Source organism: Streptomyces sp. NPDC030840 (assembly GCF_055572015.1).
Window position 1 is genome coordinate 199,181 of the sequence record NZ_JBVIEE010000012.1, and the last position, 19,464, is coordinate 218,644.

At 69.0% G+C, this 19,464-nt stretch carries 17 protein-coding genes and 5 pseudogenes; 14 read left to right on the top strand and 8 right to left on the bottom strand.

What is annotated here, in order from left to right:
- Positions 1-40: 40 nt before the first annotated feature.
- Together ACZ49J_RS25775 and ACZ49J_RS25780 are read left to right on the top strand one after the other, a co-directional pair.
- Positions 41-666: pseudogene (locus ACZ49J_RS25775) on the top strand (integrase core domain-containing protein).
- A gap of 283 nt (positions 667-949) precedes the next feature.
- Positions 950-1,648 carry an IS3 family transposase gene (locus tag ACZ49J_RS25780; RefSeq protein WP_467451645.1) on the top strand — a complete coding sequence of 233 codons (699 nt, stop codon included), beginning with the start codon at positions 950-952 and terminating at the stop codon, positions 1,646-1,648.
- Between the two features lie 2 nt (positions 1,649-1,650).
- Here the strand turns inward: ACZ49J_RS25780 and ACZ49J_RS25785 are convergent.
- A pseudogene (locus ACZ49J_RS25785) lies at positions 1,651-1,788 on the bottom strand (alpha/beta hydrolase); the annotation flags it as partial.
- A 170-nt stretch (positions 1,789-1,958) separates the two neighbouring features.
- On the opposite strand from ACZ49J_RS25785, the gene ACZ49J_RS25790 reads away from it, so the two are divergent.
- Together ACZ49J_RS25790 and ACZ49J_RS25795 are read left to right on the top strand one after the other, a co-directional pair.
- Positions 1,959-2,861 (top strand): S1 family peptidase, encoded by a 903-nt coding sequence (locus ACZ49J_RS25790; RefSeq protein WP_467451644.1) that lies wholly within the window; start codon positions 1,959-1,961, stop codon positions 2,859-2,861.
- A complete protein-coding gene (locus tag ACZ49J_RS25795; RefSeq protein WP_467451643.1) occupies positions 2,852-3,541 on the top strand; it encodes a trypsin-like peptidase domain-containing protein in 690 nt (229 codons plus the stop codon). The genes ACZ49J_RS25790 and ACZ49J_RS25795 overlap by 10 nt, the downstream gene beginning before the upstream one ends.
- 200 nt (positions 3,542-3,741) lie before the next feature.
- On the opposite strand, the pseudogene ACZ49J_RS25800 reads toward ACZ49J_RS25795, so the two are convergent.
- Positions 3,742-4,207 (bottom strand): annotated as a pseudogene (locus ACZ49J_RS25800) (transposase); the annotation flags it as partial.
- A gap of 254 nt (positions 4,208-4,461) precedes the next feature.
- Between ACZ49J_RS25800 and cseB the strand changes: the two are divergent.
- The 5 genes from cseB (at position 4,462) to ACZ49J_RS25825 (ending at position 8,796) form a co-directional block, all read left to right on the top strand.
- Positions 4,462-5,244, top strand: coding sequence for a two-component system response regulator CseB (cseB, locus tag ACZ49J_RS25805; RefSeq protein ID WP_467451642.1), 783 nt, complete (start codon positions 4,462-4,464; stop codon positions 5,242-5,244).
- Between the two features lies 1 nt (position 5,245).
- Positions 5,246-6,484 (top strand): ATP-binding protein, encoded by a 1,239-nt coding sequence (locus tag ACZ49J_RS25810; protein WP_467451641.1) that lies wholly within the window; start codon positions 5,246-5,248, stop codon positions 6,482-6,484.
- Positions 6,485-6,860: 376 nt separating this feature from the next.
- A complete protein-coding gene (locus tag ACZ49J_RS25815; protein WP_467451640.1) occupies positions 6,861-7,385 on the top strand; it encodes a D-alanyl-D-alanine carboxypeptidase family protein in 525 nt (174 codons plus the stop codon).
- A gap of 82 nt (positions 7,386-7,467) precedes the next feature.
- Entirely contained in the window at positions 7,468-8,379 is a 912-nt protein-coding gene (locus tag ACZ49J_RS25820) for an endonuclease/exonuclease/phosphatase family protein (RefSeq protein ID WP_467451830.1), read from the top strand.
- Between the two features lie 189 nt (positions 8,380-8,568).
- Positions 8,569-8,796 (top strand): hypothetical protein, encoded by a 228-nt coding sequence (locus tag ACZ49J_RS25825; protein ID WP_467451639.1) that lies wholly within the window; start codon positions 8,569-8,571, stop codon positions 8,794-8,796.
- A 138-nt stretch (positions 8,797-8,934) separates the two neighbouring features.
- Here the strand turns inward: ACZ49J_RS25825 and ACZ49J_RS25830 are convergent.
- Together ACZ49J_RS25830 and ACZ49J_RS25835 are read right to left on the bottom strand one after the other, a co-directional pair.
- Positions 8,935-9,054, bottom strand: a pseudogene (locus ACZ49J_RS25830) (integrase core domain-containing protein); the annotation flags it as partial.
- Between the two features lie 431 nt (positions 9,055-9,485).
- Positions 9,486-10,118, bottom strand: a complete 633-nt coding sequence (locus ACZ49J_RS25835; protein ID WP_467451638.1) for a TetR/AcrR family transcriptional regulator — start codon at positions 10,116-10,118, stop codon at positions 9,486-9,488.
- Positions 10,119-10,210: 92 nt separating this feature from the next.
- Between ACZ49J_RS25835 and ACZ49J_RS25840 the strand changes: the two genes are divergently transcribed.
- The 4 genes and pseudogenes from ACZ49J_RS25840 to ACZ49J_RS25855 form a co-directional block, all read left to right on the top strand.
- Positions 10,211-10,951: an SDR family NAD(P)-dependent oxidoreductase gene (locus ACZ49J_RS25840; protein WP_467451637.1), complete on the top strand. Its 741-nt coding sequence runs from the start codon at positions 10,211-10,213 to the stop codon at positions 10,949-10,951.
- Positions 10,952-11,256: 305 nt separating this feature from the next.
- Positions 11,257-11,622, top strand: a complete 366-nt coding sequence (locus tag ACZ49J_RS25845; protein ID WP_467451636.1) for an ester cyclase — start codon at positions 11,257-11,259, stop codon at positions 11,620-11,622.
- A gap of 115 nt (positions 11,623-11,737) precedes the next feature.
- Positions 11,738-13,132 (top strand): tetratricopeptide repeat protein, encoded by a 1,395-nt coding sequence (locus ACZ49J_RS25850; protein WP_467451635.1) that lies wholly within the window; start codon positions 11,738-11,740, stop codon positions 13,130-13,132.
- A gap of 752 nt (positions 13,133-13,884) precedes the next feature.
- Positions 13,885-14,556 (top strand): annotated as a pseudogene (locus ACZ49J_RS25855) (cytochrome P450); the annotation flags it as partial.
- Between the two features lie 16 nt (positions 14,557-14,572).
- Here ACZ49J_RS25855 and ACZ49J_RS25860 read toward each other — a convergent pair.
- Positions 14,573-15,688: an ArsR/SmtB family transcription factor gene (locus ACZ49J_RS25860; RefSeq protein ID WP_467451634.1), complete on the bottom strand. Its 1,116-nt coding sequence runs from the start codon at positions 15,686-15,688 to the stop codon at positions 14,573-14,575.
- Between ACZ49J_RS25860 and ACZ49J_RS25865 the strand changes: the two genes are divergently transcribed.
- Entirely contained in the window at positions 15,687-15,857 is a 171-nt protein-coding gene (locus ACZ49J_RS25865; RefSeq protein WP_467451633.1) for a hypothetical protein, read from the top strand. The two genes, ACZ49J_RS25860 and ACZ49J_RS25865, sit on opposite strands and share 2 nt — an antisense overlap.
- A 147-nt stretch (positions 15,858-16,004) precedes the next feature.
- Here ACZ49J_RS25865 and ACZ49J_RS25870 read toward each other — a convergent pair whose 3' ends face one another.
- From ACZ49J_RS25870 to ACZ49J_RS25880, 3 genes are read right to left on the bottom strand one after another with little or no spacing between them, the layout of a single operon-like run.
- On the bottom strand, positions 16,005-17,657 hold the full coding sequence (locus tag ACZ49J_RS25870) for a glycoside hydrolase family 13 protein (RefSeq protein ID WP_467451632.1): 1,653 nt from the start codon (positions 17,655-17,657) through the stop codon (positions 16,005-16,007).
- 42 nt (positions 17,658-17,699) lie between these two features.
- Entirely contained in the window at positions 17,700-18,542 is an 843-nt protein-coding gene (locus tag ACZ49J_RS25875) for a carbohydrate ABC transporter permease (protein ID WP_467451631.1), read from the bottom strand.
- A gap of 4 nt (positions 18,543-18,546) precedes the next feature.
- Positions 18,547-19,464 carry a carbohydrate ABC transporter permease gene (locus ACZ49J_RS25880; RefSeq protein ID WP_467451630.1) on the bottom strand — a complete coding sequence of 306 codons (918 nt, stop codon included), beginning with the start codon at positions 19,462-19,464 and terminating at the stop codon, positions 18,547-18,549.

Sequence of the window (19,464 nt, forward strand, 5' to 3'; positions counted from 1 at the left end):
CGAGTCTGATGGAGGCTCGATTCCCTGAGACGATCGAGTCATGGCACGTCCGTCCCCCTGTCCTGTCGAGCTTCGTGAGCGCGCGGTGCGTATGGTCGCGGAGGTCCGCCCGAATTACCCGACCGAGTGGGCCGCGATGAAGGCGGTCGCCGCGAAGCTCGGGATCGGTGCCGCTGAGACGGTGCGGACCTGGGTCCGCAAAGCCGAAGTCGATGCCGGCCGGCGTCCGGGCGTCACTGCGGACGAGGCAAGCGGGCCAAGCTCGTCCTCGACGCCCTCGACATGGCCCTGTGGCGCCGCGGCCGCGTGGGAACTCCCGCTGGGCCGGGGCTCGTTCATCATTCGGATGCCGGGAGCCAATACACGTCTTTCGCGTTCACCGCGCACCTCCTCGACGCTGGCATCGACGCCTCGATCGGCACGGTCGGCGACGCCTTGGACAACGCGCTCATGGAATCCCGGATCGGCCTCTACAAGACCGAGCTGATCAAGCCTCGCAGGCCCTGGCACGGCCTCGGCGACGTCGAACCCGGCACCGCGGAATGGGTCGACTGGTTCAACAACCAGCGCCTCCACACCGCCATCGGCGACATCCCGCCCCACGAGCACGAGACCAACCACTACGCTCAACACCAGCCCCGACCGGCGGCTGGAGTCAACGCATAGAGCCTCCACCGATCCCGGAGCGGTTCAGTGTGCAAGCGATTCGTGGCCTGGTGGGTGAAGTAGCTGAGGCGGCCCCGGCCGTGGCGGTCGGAGTGATCAGCAGCTGCAAGGCCGAGCAGAAGATTCCGTACCGCGTCGCCTGCCGGGCTCTGGGGGTGTCGGAGTCGTGGTACTACAAGTGGCGTGAGCGCCCGCCGACCGAGCGGGAGACGCGTCGGCAGCACCTGGCGGAGGAGATCAAGGAGATCTTCCGCTGCTCGGGGGTACCTACGGCTCGCCGAAGGTGTTCATCGAGCTGGTGCGCTGGGGCTGGCGGGTGTCGGTGGACACGGTGGCCGAGCTCGGGCTGGCCGACCGCAAGGTCACGCGCCGCCTGTCGCTGACCAGGCCGGGCAAGCGGCCGACCGCCCCGGATTTCGTACGGCGGGACTTCACCGCCGAGGACCCCGACCTCGTCTGGGTTGGCGACATGACCGAGATCGACACCGGTGAGGGCAAGCTGTATCTGGCGACGGTGATCGATCCATTCTCCCGTCGGCTGCTCGGCTACGCGATGGGCGCCCGGCACGACGCGGAGCTGGTGGTGGCCTCACTCAACATGGCCGCGACCACTCGGGGTGGCGATGTCCGCGGCGTGATCATGCACACCGGCAGGGGCAGCGAATACTGCTCCCGCCGGTTCAAGCGGGTCTGCCGCAAGCTGGGCGTCGTCCAGTCCATGGGCAGAGTCGTATCTTGCTTCGACAACGCCGTGAGCGAGGCGTTCAACAGCGTGCTCAAGGTCGAGTACGTCCACCGGCACACCTTCCGCACCCGCACCGAGGCCCGCATCAAGATCGCCACCTGGATCACCGACTTCTACCACCAGGCGGCTCCACAGCGTGTGCGGCTTCAAGAGCCCGATCGACTACGAACGCGAGTACCGAGCCACCCTCGCCGAGGGACTGGCCGCATAGGCGTCTCCACAGTTCGAGGCAACTGACAGGGAAAGCGTCCCCAGCTAGCAGCCCGGCCGACCGCTCGGCCCGCATAAGCGGCGACGGGCTCGTCGGTGTGCATGCCGACCAGTATCCGGCGGAATGCGGCGTCGGGGCAGTCCGCGCAGATCATCTCCTTCAGGAGACAGCGGCGCTCAGCCCTGGGCTGATACACGACTGAGCGGTTGCCGTGGTGCGCCTGATACGCGGGCGAGACCAGCCGGAAGACCTCTGAACCCAGGATCGAGGCCAGATGGAACGGCCCGGTGCTGTTCCTCCGTACAAGCCCGACGGGAGTCACTCATGCGTAAGTGGATGAGCCGAAGAATGGCCGCCGTCCTGACGGCGGGGGGAGCGGCGATCGCGGCCCTGGTTGCCGCGTTACCGGCGCAGGCCATCATCGGTGGCACCGAGTCCACCCAGCTGTATTCGTTCATGGTCTCCCTTCAGTACGACGCTCCTCGCCCGGACGGGCACCGGTGCGGGGCAGTGCTCATCGCGCCGCAGTGGGCGGTGACCGCGGGCCACTGCGCCAACACCCCGACCGGCGCGACGGCGGGCGTTCCCCGCGGGTGGAAGGTTCGCGTCGGGTCGCTGGACACCACCAGCGGTGGCGAAGTCGCCGAGATCGACAAGTTCTACCGGCGCCACAACACGTACGATCCCCCCGGCGAGGACATCGCGGTGCTGCACCTGCGCAACGCGGTGCGAGCCCAGCCCGTGCGGCTCGCCGAGACCACGCCCGCCGTTGGCACGCCCGTCCGCATCCTCGGCTGGGGCGCGGCTTCGGACTCCTGCGGCGACTTCAACGACCCCGACTGCTTTCCCAGCGAACTGCGCGAAGCTGACACCGAGGTGGTGCCGCTCAACCAGTGCTGGGACGACGACGGCCACACCTTGCCCTTGTGCGTCGGTCGCGCCAATCCTCCTGTCGGGCCGGGTATGACAGACTCTGGAGGGCCTGCGCTGGTCCGTGTGGGCGACGAGTGGGTACTGGCCGGAACGGTCATCGGTCCCGGCGACAGGGGCGCCGACTTTCCTGATATGTACACCGATGTCGCGAAGAACGCCGACTGGATCGACGGCATCGTGACCGGAACCGACGTGCCCCCATTCGACCCGATCCCGAACGTGGAAGGCGCGGCCAGGGTGGGCGACTGCCTGGGGTCGGTGGGCGCGGCGCCACTGCGCGCCCCGAAGACCCGGCGTTGGCGCTGACCAACGGCCACTGCGTGCCGAGCGGGCGGCCCGCACCGGGGACAGCGGTGGTGGACCAGCCCGCCGACCTGGAGGGCCCGGTCACCATCAACGACCCCGCCGGCTACACCCAGACCACCGCCCGCGCGACCCGGCTGGTGTACGCGACGATGACAGGCACCGACATCGCGCTGTACCGGCTGGACAAGACCTACGCCCAACTGGCTGCGGAGGGCGCGAAAGTCTTCCAGTTGTCCACCACCCCGATGCGCACGGGTGACCAGCTCTTCATGGCCCACCGGGACAGCCGTCCGCTGTGCACGGTGGAAGCCGTGGTGACGCACCTGCGGGAGGACGGCTACCAGCAAGACAACGCGGTGCGCTACGCCCCCAGCGACACCTGCACCAGCAAGCCCGGTTACTCCGGCACAGCGCTGCTGGCATCCGACGGGAACACGGTCATGGGCATCAACAACACCCACAACCGCGACGGCGAACAGTGCACCAACAACAACCCGTGCGAGGTCGGCCAGGACGGAGCCGTGACCGCAGTGAAGGGTCGCAGCTATGGCCAGCAGGTCCATCGGATTGCCGCCTGCCTGGCCGCGGGCTCTCGGTTGGACCTGTCCCGCCCTGGCTGCGCGTTGACCGGTGTCACACCCCCATCATCCACCATCACAACCGGCACGAGGCAGCCGTGACCACGATCGCCGACCCGATCACCAACGTCCCCGGACAGCACACCTGGCCTCCCTGTTTCGCTTCGGGTGGCGGAACTGGTCTCGTCGCGGTGGACCGTTGATTTTGGTCGCTGTTCTGCCAGTGGGCATGGCGAGGGCCCGGCACTCGGCCGTGTTCTCCACGTTCCTCAATCGTGGGGCGGGCAGGGCGATTCGGCAGATCAGGTGGTCGGCGGTGGCAGAGCTGTCAGGCGGGCAAACGCGTTCGCGAGTTCATGGCGCCAGGGCCAGGTTGCGGCGATCCGTAGGTGCAGACGGCGTCCGCTGCGGCTGATGCGGTCGGCGGCGTGCAGGAGCCGGTAACGGAGCTTCTTCGGCTCGGCGGCGGCGAGTTCGCACTCAGGCAGCAGCATCCGGGTCCAGGCGAGTGGATCGACAGCCGCCAGGGACAGCTCCAGCCAGGCTTGGTTGATGGTGAAACGGCGGGAGGGGGAGCGTCCGAAGCCGGTGGTCCTGCCCGAGCGGATGGTCCTCGACGCGGGCGTGTGTGCGATGACGGCCCTCCAGCAGTTGCACGGAACCCTGGCCGTAGGTGGTGTCGGTGAGGAAGACCAGGTGGCGCATGCCCTCGTCAAGGTCGAACAATGACAGTTGGGCTCCGGGGTGCGGGCGTTCCCGACGGACAATAATGGGGCTTGACCCAAGGCCCCCCTGCTCCCTGCTCCCGCACACCGGACGCGGCGCCGCCGTATCCTGTTCACCGCGCTCGCGGCCTCGACGGCGGCGATGGTCACCTCATACATCGCCAGTTGGCTGTACGGTGAGAAGATCCCGCTCATACCCGGGCACCCGGACTGGGATGCCCCGGAGCCAGGAGCCCTCGAAGGACTCCTGACGGCAATGATGCAGGCCCCGCCACCCCCTCGCACAGGTCGGAGAAGATGTCCCATTTATCCGTCGGTGTCGGCGCTCCCGATCGCGCTCCCGTCACGATCCTCCTCGTCGAGGACGACGAGGTGATCCGTAGATCGGTCGCGATGGCGCTGGAGCGTTACGGCTACCGCGTCACGACGGCCGGCGACGGACTGACCGGTCTCGAACTGTTCCGGGAGGGCATGCACGACCTGCTGTTGCTGGACGTGATGCTGCCGGAGCTCGACGGCATCGGGCTGTGCCGCCGCATCCGGGAGACCAGCATGGACCCGATCCTCATGATGTCGGCACGTGGCGACGGGCTGGACGTCGTCTCCGGCCTGGAGGCGGGCGCCGACGACTACGTGGTCAAGCCGGTCGACACCGCTGTGCTGGTGGCCCGGATCCGCTCATTGCTGCGGCGGGCCACCTTCACTCCGGCCGCCGCACTCACGGGCCGACCGGAGCAGTCAGGCACACCGGCCCGGTCGGGCCGCGTCGACCAGCCCGACCAGTCCGACCAGCGTGCTCTGCTCGTCTTCGGGGATCTGACCATCGACACCGCCGGCTTGGAGGTGTTCCTGGCCGGCGAGCCGGTCGCGCTGGCCCCCACTGAGCTGCGGCTGCTGCTGGAGTTCGGCGCGAATCCCGGCATCGTCCTGGACCGGCAGACCCTTCTGCACAACGTGTGGGAATACGGCTGGGACGGCGACACCCGCGTCGTCGACCTGTGCGTGCAGCGGCTGCGGAAGAAGATCGGGTCCGAGCGGATCGAGACGGTCCGGGGCTTCGGCTACAAGCTGCGGCGCTGACATGGAAACCGTCCGAGTCCTGCTCCACTGGCGCTCGCTGCGCTGGAAGATCGCCCTGCTGGTGGCCGTGGCGTGCTGCGGTATCGCGCTGACGGTCGGCCTGCTGGTGCACCGCAGTACCTACGAGCGGTCGATGAACGACGGTGCGGCCAGGGCGTACACCGCCCTGCACACCGCCCTCACCTCGGACAGCTCGGATACGGCGGCTGGCCTCGTCCACGGCCCCGGGGAGATGCCGCCGGACCTGGCACGGAGGGCGCGGGCCTACGGGAGTGCCGCCGTGTACGACGAGAGCAACCGGTATCAGCCGCGGATGTGGGCCGGGCAACTGCTGTCCGACGGCAGGGTGGCGGCGACCTTCGTCGACATGACCCCCGACCAGCTCAGCCGCAGCGCTCTGGACCGGCACATGTGGAAGTACTCCCTGCTCGCGCTGGCCGTCGTCGTACCCCTCTCGGCCCTCGCCGCCGAACTGCCCAACCGGCGGCTGCGGCGGGTGGCGCGGACCGCCCGTCGGATCGCGGCGGGGGACTTGGCCGCCAGGACCGAGGTGCGCGGCCGGGGCGGCGACGAGATCGCCGAGATCTCGGCCACCGTCGACTCGATGGCCGACAGTCTGCGGGGCCGGCTGCTGAACGAACAGCGCTTCACCGCCGATGTCGCGCACGAGCTGCGCACCCCGCTCATGGGTCTGGTCACGTCCGCCGAACTGCTCCCGGAGAGTGAGGCCACTGATCTGGTCAGGGACCGGGTGCGGGTACTGCGCACCCTCGTCGAGGACCTGCTGGAGATCTCCCGGCTGGACGCGGGCGTGGAACGCGCCGAACTGCGGCACGTCGTCCTCGCCGACGTGGTCCGGGGCTCGTTGGCCCGCACCGGAGGGGAGGCGCGGCTCGTTTTCGGCGGTGCGCCCGTCGTGGCCGAGACCGACCCGCGGCGGCTCGACCGGATCCTCGCCAACCTGGTCATCAACGCCCACCGGCACGGCAGTCCGCCGGTCGAGGTCACCGTCGACGGGACGACGGTCGTCGTCCGTGACCACGGCTCCGGCTTCCCCGGCAGCCTCCTCGCGGAAGGGCCGCAGCGCTTCCGCACCAGCACGGCCGAACGTGGCCGCGGCCACGGTCTCGGGCTGACCATCGCCTCGGGCCAGGCCCAGGTCATCGGCGCGTCGCTGACCTTCTCCAACGCCGCCGACGGCGGAGCCGTCGCCACGCTCCGGCTGCCGCCAGCCGACTGACGCGACAGGGCTGATACACGACGGATGACCGGCCGAGCGGTGCCGGATCCACGACCACGGCCCTGCGGAGACCCGCCCCGGCCAAGGTGGTTGACGTGCGAACGCCGCACGTCAGCCCCTAGGAGGTACCGCCCCCATGCGCCTTTTCCGTGTTCCTGGCCTGCGCGGCCCACGCCAAGTGAGACCACTACGGCGGCGACCGTCGGCGGGCCGCTCGTGGCTCCCTCACCGCCGGACAGACCGGCCGGGCCACTCTTCCGCGGTCCTCCTCGGCGTCGGCATCGCGGCCCTGATCATCGTCACCGTTCTCGGCGTCTCCTTACGGTTCACTTCCGGCGACGGCGACTCGCGCGTCGGCCCGACCACCCTGGGGACGGTGAACTCGGCCGCTGGGAACAACATCGCGCGCCTGCTGGCGCGTTGGGACGCCGGGTCGCAGGAGGCGTTCGTCACGAAGATGAACCAGGCCGCCCACGCTCTGGACATGCGCCGCACCGCCTGCACCAGCTCCAGCGGCTTGGAGCCCACGACCACCAGCACATCCGCCGACCATCTGGCGTGGCAGGTCATGCGCGACGAGGTGATCCGGTCCATCGTCGCGATGCCCAGCACCACCGTCCCCGGCGCACCTGGCCGGATCTCCAACACCAACGCGCTGCTGGGCACGTCCGGTGTGATCGGCCTCAAGACCGGATCCAGCACCCCCGCCGACGGCAACCTGATGTGGGCAGCCACCGCGCCCGACGGCAGCGGACGCGACCTCCTCGTCCTCGGCGTCGTCCTCCACCAGCAGGCAGGCACCAGCCCCCAGCAGCGCCCCCAGGCCGCCTTCGCCAACAGCGGCGCGCTGATCGACGGCGTGCGGCAGTGGCTCGCGCAGACCGAGCCCGGGACGCGGTGAGACCACAGTGACAACGACGCTCGACACCCCTTCCCCACGACCGGCGCCTTCTTCCGTACCCGAGCCCGGCACGGGCACCGACATCTGGCGACGCGGCCGGATCGTCGCCGCCCTCGCACTGCTGGCCGCGCTGCTGATGCTGGGCCACGCCCACATCCCCAACAGCGTCGGCAACCTCGGCAGCCTCACCGAGACCTTCCTGCCCTGGACGGGCCTGGCCGTGCCGCTCCTGTTGCTGTGCGCGCTGGTCCGCCGGTCCGCGACCGCCGCCGTGGCCGTCTTGCTGCCCGCGGTCATCTGGTGCTCGCTCTTCGGCGGGACGCTCGTCGACAAGCAGGCGCGCGGCGGAGATCTGACCGTCGTGACACACAACGTCAACGAGCACAACCCGCACCCGGCGCGTACGGCACGCGCCCTCGCCTCCTCCGGCGCCGACGTAGTGGCCCTCGAAGAGCTGGGCGATGCGGCGACACCGGAGTACGTCAGCACGCTGGCCCGCACCTACCCGTACCACTCGGTGCAGGGCACCGTCGGCCTGTGGAGCAGGTACCCGATCGCCGACACCAGGCCCGTCGACATCTCGCCCTGGACGCGCGCCCTGCGCACCACTGTCCACACGCGCAAGGGACCGGTCGCCGTCTTCGTCGCCCACCTGATGTCGGTCCGCTTCACCTCTTCCGGCTTCACCACCGACGACCGCAACGCCGCAGGGCGGCGCCTCGGCGCGGCCCTGCGCGCCGAAACGCTGCCTCGCATCGTGATCATGGGTGACTTCAACGGCACCCTCGACGACCGGGCGCTGTCCGCCGCCACCTCCCAGCTGCGCTCGGCCCAGTCCGAGGCGGGCGCCGGGTTCGGCCTCACCTGGCCTGCCTCGTTCCCCGTGGTGAGGATCGACCAGATCCTCGTACGCGGCGTGGACCCACGCGCGTCCTGGACGCTGCCCGCCACCGGCAGCGACCACCTGCCGGTGGCGGCCAGGTTGAGGTTGTGAGTAGTTGTTGATGCCCCTGTGGATGTCAACTGGCGGTTCGGCTGGGATCTGCGTGGCATACGGCTGACCTGAGAAGCCATCCGCTTTCCGAACGTGATCGGTTGGTTCGGCTGTGGCGGTTATGAACTGCGCTGGTGACGGGAGAGATGGGCGTGGTTGGTCCGCTCGCGTCGCTCGTGGAGGTGGCTGGTGCCCTCGGTGCTCGGTCTGCTGGAGGCTCGGGAGAAGAAGGTCCGGGAGGAGGTGGCGCGGTTGCGGGTTGCGCTTGACGAGGCGGAAGCTGCGCTTCAGCGGCTGGTGGATGCCCGAGCAACGGTGGCCGAGGTGCTGGCCGAGCCGTCTTGTGTTGTCGCGGAGCCGGCGCGGAGCGCGGTGGTGGGGTCGGTGGTGCCGCACCGGGCCGCACCGGCCGGCTGAAGGCGCCTGGGCGGCGTCCGGCCAGGCGACTGCTCATGAGCATGGCCATCGACCACAGCACCATGGCCTCGTGCATGGCGGCCGGCGTCTCGACATCGCGCACCAAGCGGCGCGAGCGCATCAGCCAGCTCAGCGTTCTCTCCACGGCCCTGAGGTGTAGGGCTGGTGGTAGGCCCACTCGTCGAGCAGGGTGCGGTGGAAGCGTTCGACCTTGCCTTTCGTCTGCGGCCTCCAGGGCCGTGTCCAGCGGGGGCTGATGCCCAGGTCACGGCAGGGCCTGCCTTCCACGCTGCTGACGGTTGGCGGTGTGTATCTGCTGGCCGCGCTGTGCCCGGTGATCTTCCCGGCCTGGAGGCAAATGGACAGTACCGGCTCTCCCCACGACAGGCCGGAGGGCTCGCCGCTGCGGGGCCCGGGATCGAAGCGGGTGTAATGGCGCGGGCCGCTTGTGCCTGGGCTGTCTTCCGCCTGCGGACCACCGCCCGGAGCTGCCCGGCCGCCGCGACGATTGACAATGTTCCGTCGCAACGAAGGTCGATCGTTCTCGCCGAAGGCTGGTCGGCTGAGGTGGGTCGTGGGCGGAGGCGGTGGGCCATGTCACCCGCGCTCATCGCGGAGAGTTGGTCGCAGGACGCGAGTTGGAACGAGGCGCCGTCACTGCCCGAGCCAGCGAAGCGTGCAGTACCAGCTCAGCCGCTCGGCTGAGTCGGGCCTGTGGCTGATGGCCAGCTCCGCAGGGCCATGTCGGCCACCTGCTGGAGGTCTTTGCGAGTGGTGCCGCTGGCGGCTTGGACGGCGATGCCGTTGGCCACGGTCATGAGGTAGCGGGCGAGTAGGTCGGGATCGGTGCCCGGGGGCAGGTCGCCTTCCTCGACGGCTTGCTTGAACCGGTCGCGGAGGAGAGAGGAGTGCTCGTTGCGCCAGACGATGAGGTCGTCGCGGGCATTGCTTCCCGCGGCGCCGGCGGCGAGAGACCCTTGGACGCCGAGGCATCCGGTGGGGCAGCCGGGGCGGGTGGTGGCCCGGACGGAGCCGTTCAGGAACGCGGTGGCCACCTGCCGGGCGGTCGGCTCCCGCAAGGCACGCGCTCCGTACGAGGCGGGACCCTCGGTGTAGCGCTCCAGGGCCTTGCGGAACAGGTCCTCCTTGTTGCCGAAGGCCGCGTACATGCTGGTGCGGTTGATGCCCATGGCGTTGGTCAGGTCGGTGAGGCTGGCGCCTTCGTAGCCCTGTTCCCAGAAGACCCGCATGGCGTGTTCGAGGGCTTGGTCGGTGTCGAAGCCTCTCGGTCGGCCGATCGGTGCCTTCCGTCGCGTCTCCATGTAATCGATCGCACTTCTGCACTGGTCGGTACGGAAGGTGTTACAGTCTCATTCTGTACCGATCGGTACTTGAATTTGTGGAGGTCATGGCCATGGGGCAGCTTGAGGGTAAGACCGCAGTCGTCACCGGCGGCAGCACTGGGATCGGCCTGGCGACTGCGAAGCGACTCGCAGTGGAGGGCGCGCACGTGTTCATCACCGGCCGGCGCGAAACCGAGCTGGAGAAGGCCGTCGCCGCCATCGGCAACGCCACCGCGGTGTCCGGTGACGTCAGCGTCGCGGCCGACGTGGACGGCCTGTACAAGCGCGTGCGGGAGCACGGGCAGGGACTGGACGTGCTGTTCGCCAACGCGGCCATCAACCACCTCGCGACGTTGGACGAGCTCACCGAGGACATCCATGACGCGGTCTTCGACATCAATGTCAAGGGCACCTTCCTCACTGTGCAGAAGGCCCTCCCGCTGCTCAACGACGGCGCCTCGGTGATCCTCTGCGCCTCCACCGCCGCCGAGAGCGGCGCGGCGGGCATGAGCGCCTACGGAGCATCGAAGGCGGCCGTACGGGCTTACGCCCGTGCCTGGGCCGACGAGCTCGGCAGCCGGGGTGTCCGGGTCAACGCGATCTCGCCGGGCCCGGTGAACACCCCGATGTGGGACGCGGCTTTCGGCGATCGCGCCGGGGAGATGCTGAAGGCCGTCGCGGCCGGCCTGCCCCCCAAGCGGTTCGCCGAGCCGGACGAGATCGCCGCCGCCGTGACCTTCCTCGCCTCGTCGGGCAGCAGCTTCGTCTACGGCGCAAATCTCTACGTCGACGGCGGAATGAACCAGATCTGACCGGACCGCGGGGTGGCACGCAGGGAAGCGGATAACCGGGGAAGGGCGCCGCCGAGCTCACCTCCACACGGCGAGCCCGACGCACGTACGTCCCGCGCCGATCGACCGAACCGGCACGTCGCACGGGGACACTGCTGCGGCACCGAACCCTGGGGCGCGACGTGAATTCCGGCCCGCTCAGAGCAGAGGTACCCGCAGTCGAGATTCCTGCCTTCAGCGACGGCCGCCGCGGCGAGACCGTGGAAGGGCATCGCACTTCCTCACCATTCGAATACACCCCCGATCCGGGGCACTGAGAGGCAATCATGCCTGACGCCGAACTGCGCGATTTCTTCCAGCGATACATCGACGCGCTCAACGCTCACGAGTTTCAGCGCATGACCGAGTTCATCCATGACGAACTCACCATGAACGGCCACCCGGTCACGCGAAACGACGTCATTGCGGTCCAGGAGAGTCACACCGACGCGGTTCCGGACTTCACCTGGCGGGTCAAGGACCTCGCCATCGACGGTGATCGAGTGGCGGCCCGTCTGTTCAACAAGGGCACGCCCGCGAAGGAGTGGTTCGGCGTGCCCCCCACCGGCGCCACGGTCGAATATGCCGAGTACGCCTTCCACAAGGTTCGTGACGGGCGCTTCTACGAGATGAACTATCTGATAGATGCCTAGGCAGTGCAGCGACAGCTGGCCGCCTGACCTGCCTCTGGCGGCCCATCGAGGCCATCTGCACGGAGCGTTCGCTCAACCTTCGCTGCGACAGGTCAGACAACACGGAACGGGCGGCATGGTGATCACGATGCCGCCCGTTCCGTCGGTGCGTCAACGGCTCTTGTCGGAGGCAGCACTGTCCGGCGAAGCACGCACCCGATCCGTCAACCTGGCCGCCGCCGAGACCAACAAAGTGCTCCGTTACACGCGTAAGCCGGTTGCGGGCCGGCTCGCGGGCTCGCGGCCGCCGGCGCCGGTCCCCGCACTGGTGGCCGAGATACTGCGGCGCATCGGCCGGCACGTCACGATCCAGGAAACGGGACTGGCGCTCGTCCCCGACGAGCCGATGGACGCGTTGAGGGCGACTGGAGGCAGCGCCCGAGCGGCTCTGACGATGCTGACCGCGGCCGACACCGGGGCCGCTACCCGCGGCCCGTTCCGTGCCCTTCCTTTCCGATTAGCGAACGTTCCTCCGGCCTGGGCCGATACCAGTCCGCAGCCGGCGGCGGGCGACCGGCAGCTGGGTGCCGGGGAACTGGACGCCGTGGCTTACGCCACCAAGTACTACGCGGACACCATCAACACCTTCGGGGGTGCGCACGGGCGCACCGCGCTGGCCGCCTATCTCGCCACCGACGGGGCCGCCTTCCTCACCGCCCGTGCCGACCCGAGGACTCAGGCGCAGATCCTCGGGCAACTGTCGCGGTTGACCCACCTGTTGGCGCGCATGTGTGCGGACTGCGGCCAGTCCGGCGCGTCCCAGCAGTACTTCAACGTCGCGGCCCAGTTGGCGATGGAGGCGCAGGACCGCACCTTGTACGCCGTCACCCTGCGGGCCATGAGCGCGCAGCTCGGCCAGCTGGGTCACCGGAGCACGGATCTCGCCGTCCAGGCCTTGTCGGCCGCGCCCGAGGACTCGCCGCCGCCCATCAGGGCATTCCTGATGAGTCATCTCGCCGTGGCCCATGCCTCGGTCGGCCTCGTCCGTCCGTCACTGTCGGCACTCTCCGACGCGATGGTGCTCCATGGCGGGCGGGACACAGACCCGTCCACTCCCTTCAGCGGCTATCCCGTGGCGGCTCCGCACTACCAAAACGGCGACATACACCAGACTCTCGGCGAGTACGACAAGTCCGCCGCGGCGTTCGCCACCTCGCTGCGGCACCGGCCCGCTCACGCGCACCGTACCCAGGCACTGACGCTCGCCCGGCTCAGCGAAGTTCTCCTTTCGGATGGCCGGGTGGACAAGGCCTGCGCGAGCACGGACCGCCTGCTCGAAACCTTCGGGCGCATCCGGTGCCCGCGCACCGCCGGCAGACTCGTTGACCTGCGCAGGCGACTGGTGTCCCACGTGAGGCGGCCGCAGGTCCGTTCAGTGGTCGGCCGCCTGGACGGTTACATGGCCCACCACTCCCTGTCGACGAACCTCGTCAAGTGGACCTCTCGGCGCCCACGACAGGAGCGAAGGTGATCCGGCACGTCTGCGTCGCGGTGCACAAGCGCACATGCGTTGGTCACGCACGACGCACGGCCGCTGAAGCCCCCTACCGAACACCCTTGGAGCGGCGTGGACTTGAAGGAGAGAGCAGCAGGCCGGTCTCCCGCGCTCCGCGGCGCAGGTGGGCCCGGCGAGCACCGACCAGTTGAGAGGCCGAGGGGATAAGGATGAATCCGATCGAGGTGCCCACTGCCAGCGGACGGCCACTTCTGGGTTCCATGCTGGACCTGGGACGAGACCCCCTGGGGGCTTACGAGCATGCGCGGAAGGAGCACGGCGACGTCGTGCGGATCGTGTCGGGGCCACCCGGCCTGCGTAGGAGATCTACTTCGTCTTCTCTGCTGAGGGCGCCCAGCAGGTTCTCGCCTCGGAAGCCTCCAACTTCCGCAAGGACGACGCCTTCTCGATGGAGATGCCGGAAACCTTCGGCAACGGGCTGCTGAGCAGCTGGACGAGGAACACCTGCGCCAGCGTCGCCTGCTCTCCCCGCTCTTCACCAAACGAAAGGTGGCGGAGTACGCCCGTGCCGTGTACGACGAGGTGGACGCGATGTGCGGGGAGTGGGAGGCGTCCGAAGGGACGGGGGCCGACCTCAACGAGGACATGAGCCGACTGACCGTGCGGATGATCACCGCATCCTGTTCGGTTCGGACGCCGAGGAGGCGGCCGCGGTGGTGCGTCGCTGCATGCCTGTACTGGGCACGTACACTCTCAAGCGCGGTCTCATGCCCGTCAATCTGCCCCGGTCGGCCCCGACTGCCGCAAACCGCCGGGCGTCGGCGGCGCAGGCGGAGCTGTACGCCTTGTGCGACCGCTTCATCGATCAGCGTCGAGGGAGCAGTGACGCCGCCGGGAAGGACGGGGCGGACGATCTCCTGACGCTCCTGATCAGCGCGCGGAGCGATGAGGACACCCCTCTCACCGATCGTGAGCTGCGCGACCAGGCACTCGTCTTCCTGCTGGCCGGTTCCGACACCACCGCCATATCACTCACGTTCGCCATGCACTTGCTGGCACGGCATCAGGACGTGCAGGACAGCACACGCGCAGAGGTGCTGGCTGCGGTGGGTGATCGAAGGCCCACCCCGAAGGATCTGGACGCGATACCCGTCCTTGAGCGGGTGCTGAAGGAGGCCATGCGCCTCTACCCGGCAGCTCCCGTGCTCATCCGACGTGCGGCGCAGGCCGCGGTCATCGACGGACATGCCATACCGGCGGGTTCGTATGTCTACGTGTGTCCCTGGGTGACACACCGCCATCCCTCTTACTGGCCGAATCCTGAACGCTTCGACCCGGATCGCTTTCTGCCCGCGCGGGAGCGCGACCGGTCGTGCTACGCGTGGTTCCCGCTCGGCGGAGGTCCGCGATCCTGCATCGGCAACCACTTTGCGATGCTCCAGATGAAGCACATGGCTAATCAGTCGCCTCGCCGCCGCCGTGCAGGAAGCTTTCCAGGCTGGGGGTCAGGCCCGCCACCTGTCCGGGCGCAAGCCGGTACAGGACGTAGTAGCCCTCGCGGCGGCGCTCCAGCAGGCCCGCGTCCGCCAGCACCCGCAGGTGCTTGGACAGGGCGGCTTCGCTGACGCCGACGAGCGGGGCCAACTCCTGGGTGCTGCGCGGGCGTTCGGCGAGCAGTCGCAGGGCGCGCAGCCGGGTGTCGTCGGCGAGCGCGCGGAGCGTGCCGACGAGCCTGGCCGGGGGAATCCTCGGGCGGGCTTCCTGGACGATAGAGGAGACGGGGAAGACGAGTCCGAGGGGCCACGGACCGTCGCAGTTGACGCGTACGTGCGGCCACACATAGGCGCTGGGGGCGAGCACGAGTGTGTCGTCCGGGCCGATGGCGACCTCGTGGTCGTGCGGTCGCTCCAGCCAGAAGCGTTCGGCCTGCCGGTCGCTGCGCACCTCCGGCCACAGGCCGCGGAGCATCCCGTACAGGCCGCGCTGCTCGATCTGGTGTCCGGCCTCGCTGACGCCGGCGGCGAGTTCGGGTTCGAGCCGTGCCCATTCCTCCTCGAACGCCTCCCGCCAGTAGCGCTCCAGCATGTTCAGGAACCGTTCGAGCAGCGCGCGGGGGTCGTCGAGGAGCATCGCGGCCATCGCTTCGTCGCTTTCCTGTGCGACTCGCTCCCGCAACAGGCGGCGTACCTCCGGTTCGTCCAGCACGTGCGGATCCCTGCCCTCGCCGCTGCCCGGCCAGGGTGTGAGCAGGGGGACGGCGAACTCAAGGCGGACCAGCTCCGGATCCGCCCCGCGCAAGCCGGCCAGTTCGTCCTCGAAGTCCGTCAGTTGGCCGGTCGGCTGCGGAAAGAGGAACTCGGGGAAGTACGAGCGCACCGCGTAGGAGAACGCCTCGATCTCCCGCTTCAGCGCCGGGGACAGCTTGCGCATCGCACGCACCCAGCCGTGCTGGACGGGGTGGTGCTTGGGCTCCACCAGCACATGGAGACTCAGTACGGCTTCCATCGTCGGCGAGTAGGCGAACCCCACCCGCTCCGCACCGTCGGCAGGGACCCGGAACACGATCGTCATGACCCGTCATCCTTGCCGCACGGCGTCCATGACGGGAGCCGCGCTGCCGCCGGACGCCTTCTGCACCGCTGACCTGCGCGCGCCGGGCGGCCAGGCGGCGAGTGAGAATCGCCGCATGGACGTCCGGCAGCTCGAGTACTTCCGCATCCCGTCGATCACCTGTCGGTGATCACGCGACTGCCCGCACCGACCGTAGAACGAGCAAATCAAGCGATGGTCAGGTGGGAGAGCGCGTTCAACGTCCCATGGATGGAACCAGGGCCCGTCCGGTCGGCGGGGAGGAACACCGGACAGGCCCTGGTGGATTGGGGTGTGCTCAGCCCTGGTACAGCAGGGCCGTGGTGTCGGGGGGCAGCAGTCCGTCCTTGTCGAGGGGGCCCGAGATCAGGAGGGGGCTGTGGCGGGCGGGGAGGGGGATGGGCCGGTCGGAGAGGTTGACCGCGCACAGCAGGCCCTCGCCCCGTTCGAAGAGCAGCGTGCCCTCCGGGCTGTCCAGCCAGCGGAAGTCCTCGCCGGTGAGGCCGGGGTGGGTGCGGCGCAGGCGTAGGGCGGTGCGGTACAGCTGGAGCATGGAGGTGGGGTCGGCCTGGTTGGCTTCGGCGGTGTACTCCTTCCAGTCCTCGGGCTGAGGGAGCCACGGGGGTGCTCCGGAGGTGCTGAAGCCGAAGGGTGGGGTGTCGCCGGTCCAGGGGAGGGGGACGCGGCAGCCGTCGCGGCCTCGGATGGTGTGGCCGGTGCGTTCCCAGATGGGGTCCTGGAGGAGTTCCTCCGGGATGTCCTCGACCTCGTAGAGGCCGAGTTCCTCGCCCTGGTAAACGTACGCGCTGCCTGGCAGGACGAACATCAGGAGGGCGGCGGCGCGGGCGCGGCGGGTGCCGAGGGCGCGGTCGGTGGGGATGGGCTTGTCGCGGAACAGGGCCTGGACACCGGTGTCGGCGCGGCCGTAGCGGGTGACGTGGCGGGTCTCGTCGTGGTTGGACAGCACCCAGGTGGCGGGGGCGCCGACGGCGGCGAGGCTGGTGATGCTGCGGTCGATGACCTCGCGCAGCTTGCCGGCGTCCAGGGGGCACTTGAGGAAGTCGAAGTTGAAGGCTGTGTGGAGTTGGTCCGGGCGGAGGTACTCCGGCATGCGGCTGGGGAGGACGTGGGCCTCGGCGACGAAGACGCGGGGGTCGGGGTAGCTGTCGGCGATGGCCCGCCAGCTGCGGAAGATGTCGTGGAGACCGTCGCGGTCCCAGTGCGGGTGGTCGCGCTGGTCGTCCCCCGTGAGGACAGAGAACTCGGTCAGGCCGAGGTCGGGCAGGGCCGGGTCCTTGACCATGCCGTGGGCGACGTCGATGCGGAAGCCGTCGACGCCGAGGTCGAACCAGAAGCGCAGGATCGCCTCGAACTCGGCACGGACCTCGGGATTGTCCCAGTTCAGGTCGGGCTGTTCGGGGGCGAAGAGGTGCAGGTACCACTGGCCGTCGGGGGTGCGGGTCCAGGTACGGCCGCCGAAGGCCGCGTGCCAGTCGTTGGGAGGCTCGCTGCCGTCCTCACCCTTGCCGTCGCGGAAGATGAACCGGTCGCGTTCCGGTGAGCCAGGGCCTGCCATGAGCGCCTCCTGGAACCAGGCGTGCTGGTCGGAGGTGTGGTTGGGGACGATGTCCAGGATCACCCGCAGACCCAGCTCGTGCGCCTCGGTGATCAGCTGCTTCGCCTCGTCGAGCGTGCCGTAGGCGGGGTGGATGTCGCGGTAGTCGGAGACGTCGTAGCCGCCGTCGGCCAGCGGGGACGGGTACCAGGGGTTGATCCAGATCGCGTCGACGCCGAGGTAGGCCAGGTACTGCAGGCGGGAGCGGAGGCCGGTGATGTCGCCGGTGCCGTCGCCGTCGCCGTCGGCGAAGCTGCGGATGTAGACCTGGTAGATCGCCGCGGAGCGCCACCAGGAGTCGTCGGCGGCCGGTGCGGTGGGGGTCGGGTTGGTCACGTAGGGGGTCCTGACTGTTCTGAAGAGAGGAGGGGGTGTGGGTCAGCCCTTGACCGAGCCCTGGAGCAGCGCCTTGACGAAGTGGCGTTGCAGGACGAGGAACACGAGGATCGTGGGGGCCATGATCAGCACGGCGCCGGCGTTCAACAGGACCTGGTCGGTGCTGTATTTCGTGGTGAACGCCTGCAGGGCGCCGGCCATGGTGCGCTTGCTGGGGTCGTCGATGAGCACCAGGGCCAGCAGGAACTGGTTCCAGGTGGACAGGAACATCAGCAGTGCCAGGGAGGCGATCGCGGGGCGGGCCAGCGGCAGGTGGATGTGGAAAAGGGCTCGCCAGGGGCCCGCGCCGTCCATGCCCGCCGCCTCGGACAGTTCGCGGGGTACTCCTGCGAAGTGCGCCCGCATCCAGAACACCGCGAACGGCATGTTCATCCCGATGAGCGGGAGGATGAGCGCCCATTGGGTGCCCAGCAGGCCCATGGCCCTGGTCTGTTCGTAGAGGGGGACGATCACGATCTCGTACGGCAGGGTCAGTGTCAGGACGAGGACCGTGAAGAAGACGCCGCCCAGCGGGATCTCCAGGACGGCGATCGCGTAAGCGGCCATCGTCGCGATCAGGACCGCGACGGGGACGACACCGAGCACGATGAGGATGCTGGACTGCAGCAGAGTCGTGATGTTGGCGACGTTCCAGGCGTCGACGAAGTTGTGCCAGTGCGGGTCGGAGGGCCAGCTCAGTCCCGAGGGGAAGGTGCCCTGGGGTGCGAGGGCCGCGCTGACCATGCTCAACAGTGGTACGACGGAGTAGAGCGCGGCGGCCGTGATGAGGATCAGTCCGGGGGCGCGGCGGCGCAAGGTCCGTACGGTCTGCGTGCGTTCGGGCATCGGACTACTTCTCCCGGAACAGGCGCTGGAGTGGGACGACGACGGCGATCACGACCAGGGCGAGGACGACGGCAAGCGCGGAGGCCGCTCCGAGGCGGGCGTCGTTGAAGGCCAGGCGGTAGACAGCGACGCCGGGGACCATGGTCTGGGTGCCGGGGCCGCCCTGGGTGGCGAGATAGACGACGTCGAAGCTGGCGAGTGCGGCGATGATCGTGATGGTGACGCAGACGCCGATCTCGTTGCGCAGACCGGGCAGGGTGACGGCCAGGAACTGGCGGATGGGACCTGCGCCGTCGATGCGGGCGGCCTCGTACAGGCTGTTGTCGATCTTTCCGATGCCGGCCAGGAGCAGCATCGTGCACAGGCCGGTGGACAGCCAGGTGCCGATGAAGCCGACCGCGGTCAGGGCCCAGGTGTAGTCGGCGAGCCAGGCGCGGGTGACGCCGTCGAGGCCGATGGCGCGCAGGAGTTGGTTGACCACACCGTTGTCGGAGTACATCCAGGTCCACGCGACGCCCGCGGCGGCTCCCGGAATGATCTGCGGCAGGAAGAGGAGTGTGCGGGCCAGGGCGCCGGTGAAACGGCCCTGCAGCTGCCTCAGCACGGAGGCGGTGATCAGGGCCAGGGTCACCGGCAGGATGGTGAAGAACAGGATCAGGTAGAAGGCGTGGAGCAGGGAGGAGAACTGCTCGTTGTCCGTGAAGACCTCGGTGTAGTTCTTCAGGCCCACCCAGGTGGAGGCGCCGACGCCGTCCCAGTCGTAGAACGAGTACTGGACCGACAGCAGGACCGGGTAGAAGTTGAAGACGCCGTAGAAGGCGAGGGCGGGGAGGGCGAAGAGCCAGCCGGCCCACCGCCGGGCCCGGAGCTGGTGGCGGCTGCGGGCAGCGGTGGCGCCGGCGGGCGACTTGGTAGATCGCAT